General features: G+C 33.0%; 15 protein-coding genes. 11 read left to right on the forward strand and 4 right to left on the reverse strand.

Features of this window, described 5'->3' with window-relative positions; translation table 11 throughout:
* Positions 1–218 precede the first annotated feature (218 nt).
* A complete protein-coding gene (gene kynU, locus ABEG11_RS18570; protein ID WP_348825687.1) occupies positions 219–1,496 on the forward strand; it encodes a kynureninase in 1,278 nt (425 codons plus the stop codon).
* Positions 1,497–1,541: 45 nt separating this feature from the next.
* Here the strand turns inward: kynU and ABEG11_RS18575 are convergent, their stop codons facing one another.
* Genes ABEG11_RS18575 through ABEG11_RS18585 form a run of 3 tightly spaced genes read right to left on the reverse strand, consistent with a single transcriptional unit; the run spans position 1,542 to position 4,212 of the window.
* Positions 1,542–2,183 carry a flavin reductase family protein gene (locus ABEG11_RS18575; protein ID WP_348825688.1) on the reverse strand — a complete coding sequence of 214 codons (642 nt, stop codon included), beginning with the start codon at positions 2,181–2,183 and terminating at the stop codon, positions 1,542–1,544.
* Positions 2,184–2,243: 60 nt separating this feature from the next.
* Complete coding sequence (locus tag ABEG11_RS18580; protein WP_348825689.1) at positions 2,244–2,690, reverse strand: YybH family protein; 447 nt, start codon at positions 2,688–2,690, stop codon at positions 2,244–2,246.
* Between the two features lie 7 nt (positions 2,691–2,697).
* A complete protein-coding gene (locus ABEG11_RS18585) occupies positions 2,698–4,212 on the reverse strand; it encodes a helicase HerA-like domain-containing protein (protein ID WP_348825690.1) in 1,515 nt (504 codons plus the stop codon).
* A 362-nt stretch (positions 4,213–4,574) separates the two neighbouring features.
* Between ABEG11_RS18585 and ABEG11_RS18590 the strand changes: the two genes are divergently transcribed.
* The 8 genes from ABEG11_RS18590 (at position 4,575) to ABEG11_RS18625 (ending at position 11,758) form a co-directional block, all read left to right on the forward strand.
* Complete coding sequence (locus tag ABEG11_RS18590; protein WP_348825691.1) at positions 4,575–5,399, forward strand: MotA/TolQ/ExbB proton channel family protein; 825 nt, start codon at positions 4,575–4,577, stop codon at positions 5,397–5,399.
* A 40-nt stretch (positions 5,400–5,439) separates the two neighbouring features.
* On the forward strand, positions 5,440–6,063 hold the full coding sequence (locus ABEG11_RS18595) for an ExbD/TolR family protein (protein ID WP_348825692.1): 624 nt from the start codon (positions 5,440–5,442) through the stop codon (positions 6,061–6,063).
* Positions 6,064–6,082: 19 nt separating this feature from the next.
* Positions 6,083–6,652: an ExbD/TolR family protein gene (locus ABEG11_RS18600; protein WP_348825693.1), complete on the forward strand. Its 570-nt coding sequence runs from the start codon at positions 6,083–6,085 to the stop codon at positions 6,650–6,652.
* A gap of 36 nt (positions 6,653–6,688) precedes the next feature.
* A complete protein-coding gene (locus ABEG11_RS18605) occupies positions 6,689–7,489 on the forward strand; it encodes an energy transducer TonB (protein WP_348825694.1) in 801 nt (266 codons plus the stop codon).
* A 233-nt stretch (positions 7,490–7,722) separates the two neighbouring features.
* Positions 7,723–8,646 (forward strand): PstS family phosphate ABC transporter substrate-binding protein, encoded by a 924-nt coding sequence (locus ABEG11_RS18610; protein ID WP_348825695.1) that lies wholly within the window; start codon positions 7,723–7,725, stop codon positions 8,644–8,646.
* Positions 8,647–8,666: 20 nt separating this feature from the next.
* A complete protein-coding gene (locus ABEG11_RS18615) occupies positions 8,667–10,337 on the forward strand; it encodes a tetratricopeptide repeat protein (protein ID WP_348825696.1) in 1,671 nt (556 codons plus the stop codon).
* 134 nt (positions 10,338–10,471) lie between these two features.
* On the forward strand, positions 10,472–11,104 hold the full coding sequence (locus ABEG11_RS18620; protein ID WP_348825697.1) for a 7-carboxy-7-deazaguanine synthase QueE: 633 nt from the start codon (positions 10,472–10,474) through the stop codon (positions 11,102–11,104).
* A 255-nt stretch (positions 11,105–11,359) separates the two neighbouring features.
* Positions 11,360–11,758, forward strand: coding sequence for an energy transducer TonB (locus tag ABEG11_RS18625; protein ID WP_348825698.1), 399 nt, complete (start codon positions 11,360–11,362; stop codon positions 11,756–11,758).
* A 55-nt stretch (positions 11,759–11,813) separates the two neighbouring features.
* Here ABEG11_RS18625 and ABEG11_RS18630 read toward each other — a convergent pair whose 3' ends face one another.
* Positions 11,814–12,518 (reverse strand): class I SAM-dependent methyltransferase, encoded by a 705-nt coding sequence (locus tag ABEG11_RS18630; RefSeq protein ID WP_348825699.1) that lies wholly within the window; start codon positions 12,516–12,518, stop codon positions 11,814–11,816.
* Positions 12,519–12,592: 74 nt separating this feature from the next.
* Here ABEG11_RS18630 and ABEG11_RS18635 point away from each other — a divergent pair, with 74 nt between their 5' ends.
* Together ABEG11_RS18635 and ABEG11_RS18640 are read left to right on the forward strand one after the other, a co-directional pair.
* Complete coding sequence (locus ABEG11_RS18635; RefSeq protein WP_348825700.1) at positions 12,593–13,087, forward strand: YkgJ family cysteine cluster protein; 495 nt, start codon at positions 12,593–12,595, stop codon at positions 13,085–13,087.
* A gap of 109 nt (positions 13,088–13,196) precedes the next feature.
* Positions 13,197–14,432, forward strand: coding sequence for an ABC transporter permease (locus ABEG11_RS18640; RefSeq protein WP_348825701.1), 1,236 nt, complete (start codon positions 13,197–13,199; stop codon positions 14,430–14,432).
* Positions 14,433–14,667: the final 235 nt, after the last annotated feature.

Here is a 14,667-nt window from a genome sequence, read left to right on the forward strand (position 1 = left end):
TTTGCCCTTCAAATACTCCCATATTTACTGATTTTAAAGACTTAAATATACAGAAATTAAATGACTAGCTCAATTAATTTAAATGTAAAGTTTAGCTTTAAACAGATTGTTTTTTTATTGAATAATCTGTTTATCTTAATTTTTTGTGTTTTTTCTTTATTCTATTCTCTCTTCTCTATTGTCTTTTTTTCTATTTTTACGACTTCAAACATAAAAAAATGGATTTCAAAAACACTCTGGAATTTGCTCAAAAACTCGATGCTGAAGATCATTTGCATAAATACCAAGACGAATTTATTTTCCCAAAAGTCAATAATAAAAAAGTAATTTATTTTACAGGTAACTCTTTAGGCTTACAGCCGAAAAGAGCCAAAAAATATGTCGATGAAGTAATGAATGATTGGGCGAATTTAGCCGTAGAAGGCCATTTTTATGCCGAAAAACCCTGGTGGGATTATCAGGAACGTTTTGCAGATCCGTTGAGCAGATTAGTAGGCGCATTGCCTTCAGAAGTTACTGTTATGAACACGCTGACAGTGAATCTTCATTTGCTGATGGTTACTTTTTATAGACCCACAGCAAAGCGTTTCAAAATTATCTGCGAAGAAAAAGCTTTTCCTTCCGATCAGTATATGTTTCAGAGTCAGGTGCATTTTCACGGTTATAAACCAGAAGATGTTATTGTAGAAATCAAGCGCAGAGAAGGAGAACACAACATCCGATTAGAAGATATTTTATCAAAAATTGAAGAAGTCGGAGAGGAGCTGGCTCTAGTTTTAATAGGTGGTGTGAATTATTATACGGGTCAGGTTTTTGACATGAAAACAATTACCGAAGCTGGTCATAAACAAGGCGCTTATGTAGGCTGGGATTTGGCTCACGCTGCAGGAAATATTAAATTAGAACTGCACGATTGGAATATTGATTTTGCGGCTTGGTGCAGTTATAAATACATGAATTCTGGGCCAGGAAATGCTTCCGGCTGTTTTGTTCATGAAAGGCATCACAATAATAAAGAACTGCCTCGTTTTGCCGGCTGGTGGGGACATAACAAAGAACGTCGTTTCAAAATGGAACCCGTTTTTGACCCTGTTCAGGGAGCAGGAGGCTGGCAGGTAAGCAATCTGCCTATTTTGTCTTTAGCACCATATTTAGCTTCTGTAGAAATGTTTGACGAAATTGGAATGGATCAATTAATCTCAAAAAGAGATAAAATAACATCTTATTTGGAATTTATTCTAAATGAAATAAGCAAAGAAGTTCATGGATCTTTTGAAATTATTACACCAGTAAACCCTTCTGAAAGAGCATGTCAATTGTCAGTTTTTCTGCATGGTGAAGGCCGTAAGCTCTTTGATTATTTAATGAAAAACGGAGTAATTACAGATTGGCGGGAACCCAATGTAATCCGATTGGCACCTGTTCCATTATACACGTCCTACGAAGATATGTATCATTTTGGGCAAATTTTAAAGGCTGGAATCTTAGCAAAATAAAAAAACGGGAATGGTATAACGCTGTTCCCGTTTTTTAAAATTTTATTATTCTTTCTTAAAAGATTTTGTTGGGACATTCTGTTCAGCATATTGAAAACGGTCTATCAATCTTGGCAGAAAATAACCGTCTGTTCCATTCAGGGAAACAATATTTCCTTTGTCTAATTGCAGCCATCCATCTTTATGTTCCAAGGCTTCATCAAAAAAAATATTTTCGATAGAGGCAATAAGATGAATAGTGCCATTTTCTTTGATATTATATTCATTTACAAATTTGCAATAGAGCTGTACCGGGCTTCCTTTTACAAAAGGGATGTTTATTCCTTCTTTGTACTCTTCTTCCAGATTAGTTTTGTCAAATTCGGAAATTTCAAAGTCGTAATTAGCTGATGTATGATGCGCATCAGCAATCATATCAATTGTGATATGGTTTACTGTAAAGTAGCCAGTTTCCATAATGTTTTTGTAAGTATCTCTTGGTGCAGCATTGGGACGCACAATGAAGCCTATCAATGAAGGGCTATTCCCTAAATGAGTTACACTGCTGAAAATTGCTACATTGGTAGTTCCGTCAATAGATTTGGTGGCTAATAAGTTGGCAGATTTAAATCCAGTACATGAACTGATTAAATTCATTTTTTCAACCTTATCCATTTGTGAAATGGTTTCTTTTGAAATGCTTTTCATGTTTTTTGAGTTTAAACAAATGTAAGAAATGTAATTGTTTTTATCCTGTAAAGAATTATTTTAATCCCAAATATATTTCCAGGAGCCATCTTTTTGTTTTTTCCATACTGTATGGAAAATTCCTTTTGAAATCTGTGTTCTTCCATCGGAATCTTTTGATGTCCATGCATATTTCCCATAACTGGAAGCCATGTCGCCAGCCTCGGAAACTACAATATCATCTGGTGACCAGGTTACGGTTGCGTTTTGAAATTGAGGACTCAAATAATAATTTTTAATACTGTTTTTGCCAATAATTAATGTATCATGCTCTCTTTTGATAACAGCATTCGAATCAGCAAATTGTGAAAAGCCTTCAGCTAATCCTTTTTCGGCAACTAATTTTGCGAAATCCTTTTCAGCTTTTACAATTTGCAGCTTGATATAAGTAGCATTTTTCTTTTCTGATTTTGGTGAACAGCTGCTTACAATCACGGTAAGAAAAAACAATTGGATAAAGTTTTTCATTTTTGAATTATTTCTTAAAAAGCTTAGACAATATTCCAAATGCGCCTCTTATAAATGTAGCACTGGTGACAACTTTCAGAACTGATTTTGTAACTACGCTAGCTGTGCTGGGTTCATTGCTTGTTTTTTGTTTTTCTTCAATAACGACGGTTTGTTCTTGCTCCTGTGCTGATTCTATTTTTTTAGTAAGTATTTCGTAGGCACTTTCGCGGTCAATGACTTCATTGTATTTTTTGACTAATTTAGAATTAGCATTAATTTCTGCAATTTCGGTTTCAGTCAGAATATCCATTCGGCTCATAGGTGCTCGCATCATAGTGGCTACGAGTGGCGTAGGAATGCCTTTTTCGTTCAAGGCTGTTACAAATGCCTCGCCAATTCCTAAACTTGTTAATATTTCGTCTGTTTTATAATATTCAGAAGTTGGGTAGTTATCTGCAGATTGCTTAATAGCTTGCCTGTCGTTGGCTGTAAAAGCCCTTAAAGCATGCTGAATCTTAAGTCCAAGCTGTGCTAGGACGCCACTTGGTACATCCATTGGATTTTGAGTTATAAAATAAATGCCAATTCCTTTAGAACGGATAAGTTTTATAATGGTTTCTATTTGTTCTAATAAAGCTTTGCTGGCTTCATTAAAAATTAAATGCGCTTCATCAATAAACAGGACTAATTCGGGTTGGTCTGCATCTCCTTTTTCAGGCATCTGCTGATATATTTCTGCCAGAAGACTTAGCATGAACGTAGAAAATAATTTTGGTTTGTCTTGGATATCAGTTAGTCTTATAATATTTACGTATCCTTTGCCATTCTCATCAATACGGAATAAGTCATCAATTTCAAAAGATAGTTCGCCAAAAAACAAATCACCGCCTTGCTGTTCGAGCTCAATTATTTTTCTTAAAATAGTTCCAGTTGTAGAAGTAGATATTTTGCCGTAGCTTTCTTCGATTTCGTCTTTTCCTTCATCTGTAATATAGTTAATAACTTTTTTAATGTCTTTTAAATCCAGCAGAGGCATTTTATTGTCATCGCAATATTTGAAAATAATTGAAACTACTCCAGCCTGCGTGTCATTCAAATCTAAAATTCTCGAAAAAAGCACAGGCCCAAATTCTGAAACTGTAGAGCGAAGTCTTACGCCTTCCTGCTTGGACAGCGACATTAACTCAACAGGAAAACTAGATACAGAGTATGGAATATTTAATTTAACATGCCGTTCTTTTATAAAATCTTTTTCCTCACCTTCCTTTGCAATGCCGCTAAAATCACCTTTTATGTCCATCATTAATACAGGAATTCCGTATGAAGAAAGCTGTTCAGAAAGGACCTGAATTGTTTTTGTTTTTCCTGTTCCTGTAGCCCCGGCAATTAATCCGTGCCTATTTAGAGTTTTTAATGGAATTTTCACAAAAGTATCGGATAATGCTTCTCCATCAAGAATGGCCCCACCAAGGGTTATGCTATCACCCTTGGACAAATAGCCTTCATTTATCTGCTCAATAAATTTTTCTTTTTTGCTCATCTTTATGTTAGTTTAGATATCAACTGCAAGGTATTAAATATTCTTCAAATGAAATAATCAAGTGTTTCCTATAAAATATATCACAAAAAACTGTTGTTTTGATAGAATTGTGTGTTTTTTTACTCGGTGCTTTTTTTGAATATAATATTGTGAATATGTAAAAAAGCTTAATTTTAGAATAATTTGGAAACTATTTTTAAAAAAAATATTCAATTATTCTTAAAAAACGTTTTAGTTATGTTTTAACAATAAAATAAAATGTCAGAATACTTAAAAAAAAGTTTTTTTATTTCAACTAAAAAATTAAATTTGCTCCTATACAAGTTTATTAAAACTAAAATAAATATTTAAAATTTAAAAAAATGGCAAACGTTAAAGTTAAAAAAGAAAGCACTTCAAATGGTGGAGGAATGGTTTCAGGAATTATTATTGCATTATGTATTTTTGTAGGTTGGTTAGTCTGGTCTCAGGTGATGGGAGATCCTGCAAACTTTGAAGGGGGAGATACAGAAAAAGGACACCCATTGAATACATTAGGACAAGTTTATAAAGGAGGATTTATAGTACCAGTATTATTAGGAATGTTATTAATGGTTGTTGTTTTCTCTATTGAAAGATTTTTTGTTATTGCAAAAGCTGCTGGAAAAGGGAATTTAGATAAATTTATGAAAGCAATCCAGGCAAGTATCAAATCAGGAGATATTGATGGTGCAATTGTTTCATGTGATAAACAGCAAGGTTCTGTTGCAAATGCAATTAAATCTGCATTAGTTAAATATCAGGATGTTAAAAAAGAAGGATTTAACAGTGAAGAAGCTTCTGAAGTTATCCACAAAGAAATCGAAGAGGTTACTGCTCTTGAAATGCCAATGTTAGAGAAAAACATGACTATTATCTCTTCTTTAGTTTCTTTAGGAACACTTGGAGGATTATTAGGAACTGTATCGGGTATGATTAAAGCGTTTGGTGCGTTGGCTACTGCTGGTACTCCAGATCAGGCTGCGCTTGCGGTTGGTATCTCTGAAGCTTTGATTAACACGGCTACTGGTATCTCTACTTCAATCACTGCAATTGTTGCTTACAACTTCTTTACTTCAAAAATTGATGATTTAACTTACTCTATTGATGAGGCAGGAACTACTATTGTAAACACTTACAGACATTTTAGAGGTAGTTTAAAACAATAATTAATTTTTGATTTTTAAATCAAAATAATAGACATACATAATGGCTAAAATAAAAATGAAAAAAAAGTCCACATCTACCGATATGACGGCGATGTGTGATGTTGCGTTTCTTTTGCTAACGTTCTTTATTTTGACTGCCACTGCTAAAACACCAGAAGTATTACCAGTTGATACACCACAGTCTACTGTTCAAACTAAGTTACCAGCCGATAATTTATCAACATTGACTATAGGTAAAGTAGATGGAAAGACAGCTGTATTTTTTGACCTGAAAGGAAAAGATGTTCGTAAAAAAGCACTTGAATTTATGGCTGATAAATATAATATGACTTTTACCGAAAAAGAGTCTGAGGAATTTGGATTAATGGAAAGTTTTGGTGTGCCTATTCAAAATTTAAAAACAATTTTGAATATGAAAGGTTCAGAAAGAAGTAAAGCAGGACAGCCTGGAATACCTAAAGACTCTTTAGATAACCAGTTGAAGGACTGGGTTCTTTATTCTCGTAAAGCAAATATTGAGGTTAATAACAAAGAATTGAATTTTGCAATAAAAGGAGATGCTAAGGAACAGTACCCGGCAATCAAGCAGGTTATGGATCTTTTACAGGATCAAAAAGTTAATAGCTTTAACTTGGTTACAGGTTTAAGAGGAAAGAATTTTTAATTAAAAAATACACACTAAAATGGCTGAATTAAATACCGACAGTGGCGGTGGCAAAAAAGGCGGTGGTAAGGTAAGAAGTAAAAAACAAAACTCTAAGGTAGATTTAACTGCCATGGTGGATTTAGCTTTCTTATTGATCACATTCTTCATGCTTACTACTACGTTGTCGAAACCTCAATCCATGGATTTGACGTTGCCAGATAAAGAAGATACATCTGAACCACAAAAAAATATTAAAGTTGATGAGAATAAAACATTGACTTTATTACTTGGGGAAAATGGAAAATTGGTTCGATATATGGGTATGTTAGAAACACCTATTGCCGCTCCAAAAACTTTTTCTTATGGCAAGGATGGTATTCGTAAAGAATTGATGTCCAGAATGCAGCAGGTAAAGCAATATTCTACTGCTAAAGGTGAGCCTGGCAAGGGTATGATTGTAATTATCAAACCAAGTAAAAAGTCTACTTATCGTAATCTGGTTGATGTTTTGGATGAAATGGCAATAGTTGGGGTAAATAAAACAGGATCTTATGCAATTGTGAATGAATTTTCACCTGGAGAAGTAAAATTGTTAGAAGGAAAATAATATAATTTTTTCTTAATAACCTAATAATTAAAAAAAATGAAATTAGATTTAATAAAAAATCAATGGATTGAGATCGTTTTCGAAGGTCGTAATAAGCTGTATGGGGCATACGAACTAAGAAAATCGAATCGCAAGACTTCTATGAGGGCTCTTATCATTGGTAGTATTCTTTTTAGTTTGGCTATCAGTGCTCCGCTTATTGCGAGTTACTTACCAGATGGTGGTGATGAAGTTGACAATGACATTAAGATTACGGCAGTTAAGTTGCCACCTAAGAAGAAAGTGGAAGCTCCTAAAGATCTTGCGCCGCCACCGCCACCTCCGCCTAAACAAGATATGGTTAAATTCGTAAAACCTGTTGTTGCAAAAGCTGAAGATGTTACTGAAGATCCACCTAAAATGGATGATATCAAAGACAAAAAAACTGGTGCTGAAACGATAAAAGGTGATCCAGATGCGCCTCTTACAGTTGAAGAAGTAGGTAATGGACCTGCTGTAGCAGAAGTTATTGCAGAAGATACTAGTGTGCATTCATTAGCTGGTATTGAGCAGAAACCTGAATTTCCTGGGGGAATTGAGAAATTTTATGCTTTCGTAGGTAAAAATTATACACCGCCTGAAGAAGAAGGCCTTAAGGGTAAAGTTTATGTTACTTTTGTTGTAGAAAAAGATGGATCATTAACTGATATCAAAGTAATTAGAGATATTGGATATGGTACAGGAAAAGAAGCAATCAGAGTTTTGAATAAATGTCCAAAATGGCTTCCAGGTGAACAAAATGGTAAAAAAGTTAGGGTTTTGTACTCGCTTCCAATTACTATTCAATCAGCAGAATAATGTTGAATAATTTATTTAACAATTTGAAGAAGAAATCGCTTATTGAGCGATTTCTTCTTGTTATAACCATATTGGTTTTTATAGCGTACTTTTTTTTGGGAATAATGGTTATTTTTTGGAAAAAATTTCCATTTGATATGCAGATGCAATATAGGATAGCTTTAGGCGTTGTATTAATTGTATATGCTATAATTAGATTTTTTCGCGTATTTAATGCTAATAAAGAGTAATTTATGTCAAGGTTTAGTTTGTACTTAGTGTTAGGGTCATTATTTTTTATTTTTTCCAATTGTAAAAAAGATGTAAATAATAATGTAAATGATGAAACAATTTTAAAAGGTAATGCTACTATTTTTGTAGATGAAACTATTACTCCAATTGTTGAAGATGAAGTTATGGTATTTGAAGGATCATATGAAGCTAAATTTACTTTAGTGCCAAAATCTGAAGCTGAAGTTTTAAATTCATTATTTAACAAAACAGCGAACATTGTTGTATTAGCTAGAGATTTATCAAAAAAAGAGTTAAATCTTTTTGAACAAAGAAAAATACAGCCCAGAATAACTAAATTTGCTATAGATGGAATAGCTTTAATATCTAACAAATCAAGTAATGACACCTTAGTTGCTTTAAAAGATGTAATTGATTTTATGCATGGAAAAGCTAACTCTAAAATTAAAGGCATAGTTTTTGACAATCCAAATTCAAGCACTGTACGTTATTTCAATAATATAGCTGGATTGAATGTTTTGCCTGATAAAGGTGTTTATACTTTCAAAACAAACAATGAAGTTTTAAAATTTGTTGCTGAAAATGATGGAATGATTGGTGTTGTGGGGGTAAATTGGTTATCTCAGCCTGTTCCTGCGATGGAGTCTGTAATAAAAAAAATTAATGTGTTGAGTGTAAAAGGATTAACAAGTGGCGGATATTATCCTCCTTCACAAAATAATTTTGCCGAAGGAACCTATCCTCTTTTGAGAGAGTTGTATGTTGTAAATTGCCAAGGTTATTCTGGATTAGGTATGGGGTTTTCTTCATTTGTAGCTGGTGATATTGGACAAAGGATTGTTTTGAAATCTGGATTGCTGCCTTACAAGCTGCCAACAAGAAAATTAAATATTGTACAAAATAAGTCAAACAACGAGAAGAAATAAAATAAATTAATATATTGAAAATGAATAAAGTTAAAGTTTTAAGTATTGCGCTATTAGCTATAGTAGCAACAAGCCGAGCGCAAGATCTTACTCAAGCAAAGAAAGCTATCGATGCAGAACAATTTGAAAAAGCGAAATCAATTTTAAAATCTATAATTACTGCTAAACCAACCAATGGTACTGCTGATTTTTATTTGGGTAATGTTTATTTATTGCAAAATTATACCGACTCTGCTAAAATATACTACCAAAAAGGACTTTCTGGATCTGAAGGTGCGAGATTGAATAATATAGGGCTTGGTTTAATTGATCTTGATAATGGAAATACTGCTGCAGCTGAGGAAAAATTTGCATTAGCTATCAAAGATTTAAAAAAGAAAGATATAGAAGAATATATTTTTATAGGAAGAGCTTATACAATATCTACTAAACCTGATTATAAAAAGGCCTTGGAGTACTTAAGTAAAGCTAAATTGATCAATCCTCAAGACGCACAGTTAAATTTGGCCTTAGGGAATGCTTATTTTGGTGATAAAAATCAAAATGAGGCATATTCAGCATATAGAAATGCTTATTCTGCAGATAATACTTTGATTAGAGCAAAAATGCAGCTAGGTGTTTTGTTAAAAGGAGCTAAAGCTTATGCAGAGGCTATCAAAGCTTATGATGAAGTTATTGCAATTGATGCAAATTATGGACCAGTATATCGTGAGCTTGCCGAAACGTATTATTTATGGGGTCGAAATGAGCCTTCAAAATATAAAATGTATATAGAAAAAGCTTTAGTTAATTACGAAAAATACTTGAATTTAACAGATTATTCTCTTAGTTCAAGAATGCGTCATGCTGACTTTTTAGTTTTAGCTGGGGAGTATAAAGCTTTAGAAGCAGAAGCTAATAAAATGGTTGAACTGGATAAAGTTAATCCTAGAATTTTACGCTATTTAGGAATTTCGGCTTATCAAAATGGAAATTATGATGTAGCTATTAAATCTTTGGAAAGTTTTATTTCTGATTCTAATAATAAAATTATTGCTTTTGATTATCAAATATTAGGTTTCTCTAAAATTAAAAAAGCTGTAGGTGAAGATGGGAAAAATCTGGATACTGCCTTATTTGAAAGCGGTATTGTTGATTTAAAAAAATCGGCAGAAATGGATGCTAATAGTTTGTCCTTGAACATAAGTGATATTGGAAAAAAACTATATGAATTAAAGCTGTTTAAGCAGGCCGGTGCGATTTATGAAATTGCTGTGGCCAATAAAGAATCCAAAAACTATGTTTTGGATAACTTTTATTTAGGTAATTGTTTGTATTTTGATAATACTAAAAAAGATACTAAGGCAGATCCAATTGCTTTGCAAAAAGCCGATCAAGCTTATGGTGCAGTAATCGAAGCCTCTCCAAAAACTCAGGATGCTTATTTATACAGAGCTAGAACAAACAGTTTGTTGGAAAATGACGAAATGACTATAAAATATTATAATGAATATATTAATATAGTTACTGAAAAAGGTCCCGAAGAGTTAGCAAAGCCAGCAACAATTAAAAAATTAATTGAAAGTTACAATACTGCTGGAGCTAGTTATGCAAACTCTGATAAAACTAAAGCAATTGAATATTTTAATAAAACATTAGTTCTTGATCCAGCGAATGAATATGCTTCATCTTCATTGAAGTCTTTAAAATAATCATTATAAAATGCTATTTTTTAAAGCGGCAACTAGAAATAGTTGTCGTTTTTTGGTATATAATACTTTTTCTTTTTTTTATTGAGTTTTAAAGCATTCTTTTAATGCCTATCTTTGTGGCTTAAATTTATATAATGTTATCTAAAGAAGTTCAATTAGAAGTTAATAAAGGAACTATGCTTCCATTAATGGAAGAGTTTTATACAATTCAGGGGGAAGGTTTTCATACTGGTACAGCTGCTTATTTTATTAGAATTGGGGGTTGTGATGTTGGATGTCATTGGTGTGATGTAAAAGAAAGCTGGAATGCTGAACTGCATCCGCCAACCAGGATTAATTTGATAGTTGAGAATGCTTCTAAGTATGCGGATACAATAGTAATTACTGGAGGAGAGCCGTTAATGTGGGATATGTATCCGTTAACACAAAACTTAAAAGATCGCAGCTTAAAAGTACATATCGAAACTTCTGGGGCTTATCCATTAAGTGGCACTTGGGATTGGATCTGTCTTTCGCCAAAGAAAAATAAATTACCTACTCAGACTGTATATGATGCAGCAAATGAGCTTAAGGTAATTATTTATAACAAACACGATTTTATATTTGCCGAAGAACAGGCACAAAAGGTTAATTCAGGTGCAATTCTGTTTCTTCAGCCTGAATGGAGCAAAAAAGATGAAATTACTCCTTTGATAGTCGAATATGTCATGAAAAATCCAAAATGGCGTGTTTCATTGCAAACTCATAAATATTTGAATATTCCCTAATAGTTTTCTATAAATTATTATAAAGCTGCTAAATTATCTGTTCGCGATAAATTAGTAGCTTTTTTAGTTACCAGCGTACTTTCTTGTTAAAAAGGCATTTATATCTTTTTTTCATACGAAATTACTACCTAAATGTTATATGTATGATGATATGATAATTAAATTTCATTATTTTTATTCAATGTGTTTTTATAAGTGGATTTTTTTATATATTTACCAAAACCTACTTTTTAAAAATAATAATTGAGACAGCCCATGAAAAGAATTTTACTTTCATTAATTACATTGTTTATTGTGGATTTTGCTTCAGCGCAAGTTACAGCCACTATTGTTGATGATGCTCCCTACAGTTATGAAGAGGTAGAAGTAAGGCCTGAATTTCCTGGAGGGAATAATGCCTTTATGACTTTCATTAGTAGTAACTTTCAAATGCCTGATTATGATGGTAGTGGTGGAACTTTGAAAATTGCATTTATTATCGAAATCGATGGTACAGTTACAAATGTCAGTATCGTTAAAGATCTTGGTGGAGGCACTGGTGCCGAAGCAAAAAGAGTAATCAGTATGTCTCCAAAATGGACATCAGGAGAGACCCGAGGAAAAAAAGTTAGAGTGCTTTATGAAGTTCCTATTAAAATTGCGAGCCAAGGATAGTTGGTGTTTATAAAGAATTAATTTGAAAACCAAATGCGATTGCATTTGGTTTTTTTTATAGTGTAAGCCTCGCCAAATAATCATAATGCTCTCCCTCAAGAAGCAGTTCGCATTGTAATCCATTGGCATGAGCAGCATTTTGTAATGTATTATAATCCAGATAAAGCCACGGAAAAGGCATTTCGGTCTCGTTTTTGTATGTAATGGTAAAGACCAGTTCGCCATAATAGCCATTGCTTGGTATCCATTTGCCACCATCTTCAGCATCATCAAACATATAGATAATGTCAGAAGAGTCAATAAGGATTTGACCGCCAGGGTTGAGTAAACTTTTGATTTTTTGTAAAAAACGAGGAGTATTCTTAAGTGTTCCAAAAATTCCTGTGCCATTCATTAAGGCAAGAATAGTATCAAATTTTTCGTCTCCCAAAGCCATGACATCTTGTACTTTCGCGTTTTTTAAACCACGAAGTTTACATGCCTGAATGGCATTCTCTGAAATGTCAATAGATGTTACATCGAGATTCCTGTCATTTTCTAAAATCAAACTATGGCTTCCAGCACCACAGCCTATATCCAGAACTTTTCCTTTTGCTAATTGGAGTGCTTTCTGCTCAATTTCAGGCATCTCCTTATAATTGCGAAATAAATAAGCGACACTCATTTCGTCTTCATCTGATATTGAAGTCTCTGTTATCAAATTTTCAGGTTTATTGTTAGTCTGATAATCGAGTATGGCTTTTCCAAAAAGATCTTTCATAAATTATTGTTTCAAGTTTAAATATCCGTGTTTAAAGTTTATTACTTTTGCCAATTCAACATTATATATTTAAATTGAAGCCAGCTTTAAACGAATTAGGGAAACTTGCCAAAGATAAGCATATCGAAAACAAAAAGTATTTTGATAAGCTAAAAAAGAAAACACCTAAGAGTCTAGATTATATAATGCAGGATATTCATGAAGCTGAATTTAGGAAAACCGATTGTTTAAAATGTGCCAATTGTTGTAAAACAACAGGTCCATTATTTACTTTGGCTGATATAGAACGGATTTCTAAATTCTTGAAACAAAAACCGCAGCAGTTTATAGATCAGTATCTGCGTATTGATGAAGATAGGGATTATGTGTTGCAAAGCCTGCCTTGTACTTTTCTTGATACAGATAACACCTGTTTTATTTATGATGTTCGTCCTAAGGCATGTAGAGAATTTCCTCACACCGACCGTAAAAAATTTCAGCAGATTACTGACATAACACTTAAAAATGTTGCTATATGTCCAGCAGCCTTCAATATAGTCGAAGAAATGAAAAAGAAATTGCCTCTTTAAGTTTTGGCTTGCCACAGCTTTGAATTGTTTCTAGAGGCAATAAGTTTCAATAAGACCATAATTTAAAACTTTACGTATATTTGTTCGATTCCTCAAAAATTAAATCAGTTTGAATTTAGAATATTTTATTGCAAAAAGGCTTATTACTGCCAAAGATTATAAAAGCAGTATATCTGCTCCGATAATTAACATTGCTATAGCTGCTATTGCCATAGGTATGATTATGATGATAGTTTCTGTGGCGACCGGTATCGGGCTGCAGAATAAGATTAGAGAAAAAATTGCGGCTTTCAATGGGCATATCATAATTTCCAACTACGATAACAATCAGTCAGAGGTAACTTTATCTCCGATAGCAAAAAATCAAGATTTTTATCCAAGGTTTAATGCTGTTCCAGAAGTAAGCCATATTCAGGCTATAGCAAATAAATCAGGTATAATAAGAACAGAAACAGCATTTGAGGGTATTATTTTCAAAGGTGTAGGGAATGATTATCAATGGAAAAATATAAATGAGTATCTAGTTTCTGGAAAATTACCCGTTTTGTCAGCAAATATTACAGAGGAAGTAGTTATTTCTCAGTTTTTAGCCAATCGTTTAGAGTTAAAAGTCGGTGATTCTTTTAATACTTTTTTTATTAAGGAAAATCAAAATCAATTGCCCAATGTTCGAAGATTTAAAATTGCAGGTATTTTTAATTCAGGATTTCAGCAATTTGACGCCACATATATAATAGGTGATATAAGGCATATACAGCGCATCAATAAATGGAATTCAAATCAAATTGGAGCTTTTGAGGTTTTTGTAAAAGATTTCAATAAAATAAAAGAAACAGGAGATCAGGTATATAAAAAAACATCTTCCACTCTGGATACAAAAACAATCATCGAAAAGTATAGTTACATATTCGAATGGTTACAGCTTTTCGATTTCAATATTATAGTAATATTAGTAGTTATGATACTGGTAGCCACTATAAATATGGTAGTTGCTTTGTTAGTATTGATACTCGAACGTACCCAGATGATAGGTATTCTTAAAGCTTTAGGAGCAAATAACTGGTCAGTTCGAAAAGTGTTTCTTTACAACGCATTTTATCTCATAGCAAGAGGATTGCTTTGGGGTAATGGTATTGGTATCTCATTGTTGGTATTACAGCAGCAATTCGGAATCATAAAATTAAATCCCGAAAACTATTATGTAAATCAGGCGCCAGTTTATCTTGACTTTGGGTATATTTTATCTTTGAACCTTCTTACCGTAACAATCTGTGCCTTGGTATTGCTGATACCATCTTATATAGTCACAAAAATTTCTCCAGTCAAAGCCATTCGATTCGATTAATACCTTTTATCAGGAGCATTCTCCAGCTGTCCACTATATCTATTGTCCCGAACCCCGGGACAATAGGATGCCGTTTCCATCTGGGCTAGAGCATCAGTTTTCATAATAAAGAGAGCATAAATTTATGCTTTATATATTAAGGATAGAAGTGTCCAGAAGTAAAATCCGTGCAGATCTGTTTAATCTGTCAGATCTGCGGTTTATTTTAAACATGCAGAATTGGTAAAGAAACCTT

It is taken from the genome of Flavobacterium aestuarii, from assembly GCF_040049115.1.
Classification (GTDB): domain Bacteria; phylum Bacteroidota; class Bacteroidia; order Flavobacteriales; family Flavobacteriaceae; genus Flavobacterium; species Flavobacterium aestuarii.

Excerpts from the sequence above, each read along its gene's own strand:
- ABEG11_RS18580 (WP_348825689.1), bottom strand. The coding sequence starts at position 2,690 with ATGAAAAACTTTATCCAATTGTTTTTTCTTACCGTGATTGTAAGCAGC.
- kynU (WP_348825687.1), top strand. The coding sequence starts at position 219 with ATGGATTTCAAAAACACTCTGGAATTTGCTCAAAAACTCGATGCTGAA.
- ABEG11_RS18615 (WP_348825696.1), top strand. The coding sequence starts at position 8,667 with ATGAATAAAGTTAAAGTTTTAAGTATTGCGCTATTAGCTATAGTAGCA.
- ABEG11_RS18600 (WP_348825693.1), top strand. The coding sequence starts at position 6,083 with ATGGCTGAATTAAATACCGACAGTGGCGGTGGCAAAAAAGGCGGTGGT.
- ABEG11_RS18610 (WP_348825695.1), top strand. The coding sequence starts at position 7,723 with ATGTCAAGGTTTAGTTTGTACTTAGTGTTAGGGTCATTATTTTTTATT.
- ABEG11_RS18585 (WP_348825690.1), bottom strand. The coding sequence starts at position 4,212 with ATGAGCAAAAAAGAAAAATTTATTGAGCAGATAAATGAAGGCTATTTG.
- ABEG11_RS18620 (WP_348825697.1), top strand. The coding sequence starts at position 10,472 with ATGTTATCTAAAGAAGTTCAATTAGAAGTTAATAAAGGAACTATGCTT.
- ABEG11_RS18590 (WP_348825691.1), top strand. The coding sequence starts at position 4,575 with ATGGCAAACGTTAAAGTTAAAAAAGAAAGCACTTCAAATGGTGGAGGA.
- ABEG11_RS18595 (WP_348825692.1), top strand. The coding sequence starts at position 5,440 with ATGGCTAAAATAAAAATGAAAAAAAAGTCCACATCTACCGATATGACG.
- ABEG11_RS18625 (WP_348825698.1), top strand. The coding sequence starts at position 11,360 with ATGAAAAGAATTTTACTTTCATTAATTACATTGTTTATTGTGGATTTT.
- ABEG11_RS18630 (WP_348825699.1), bottom strand. The coding sequence starts at position 12,518 with ATGAAAGATCTTTTTGGAAAAGCCATACTCGATTATCAGACTAACAAT.
- ABEG11_RS18575 (WP_348825688.1), bottom strand. The coding sequence starts at position 2,183 with ATGAAAAGCATTTCAAAAGAAACCATTTCACAAATGGATAAGGTTGAA.
- ABEG11_RS18605 (WP_348825694.1), top strand. The coding sequence starts at position 6,689 with ATGAAATTAGATTTAATAAAAAATCAATGGATTGAGATCGTTTTCGAA.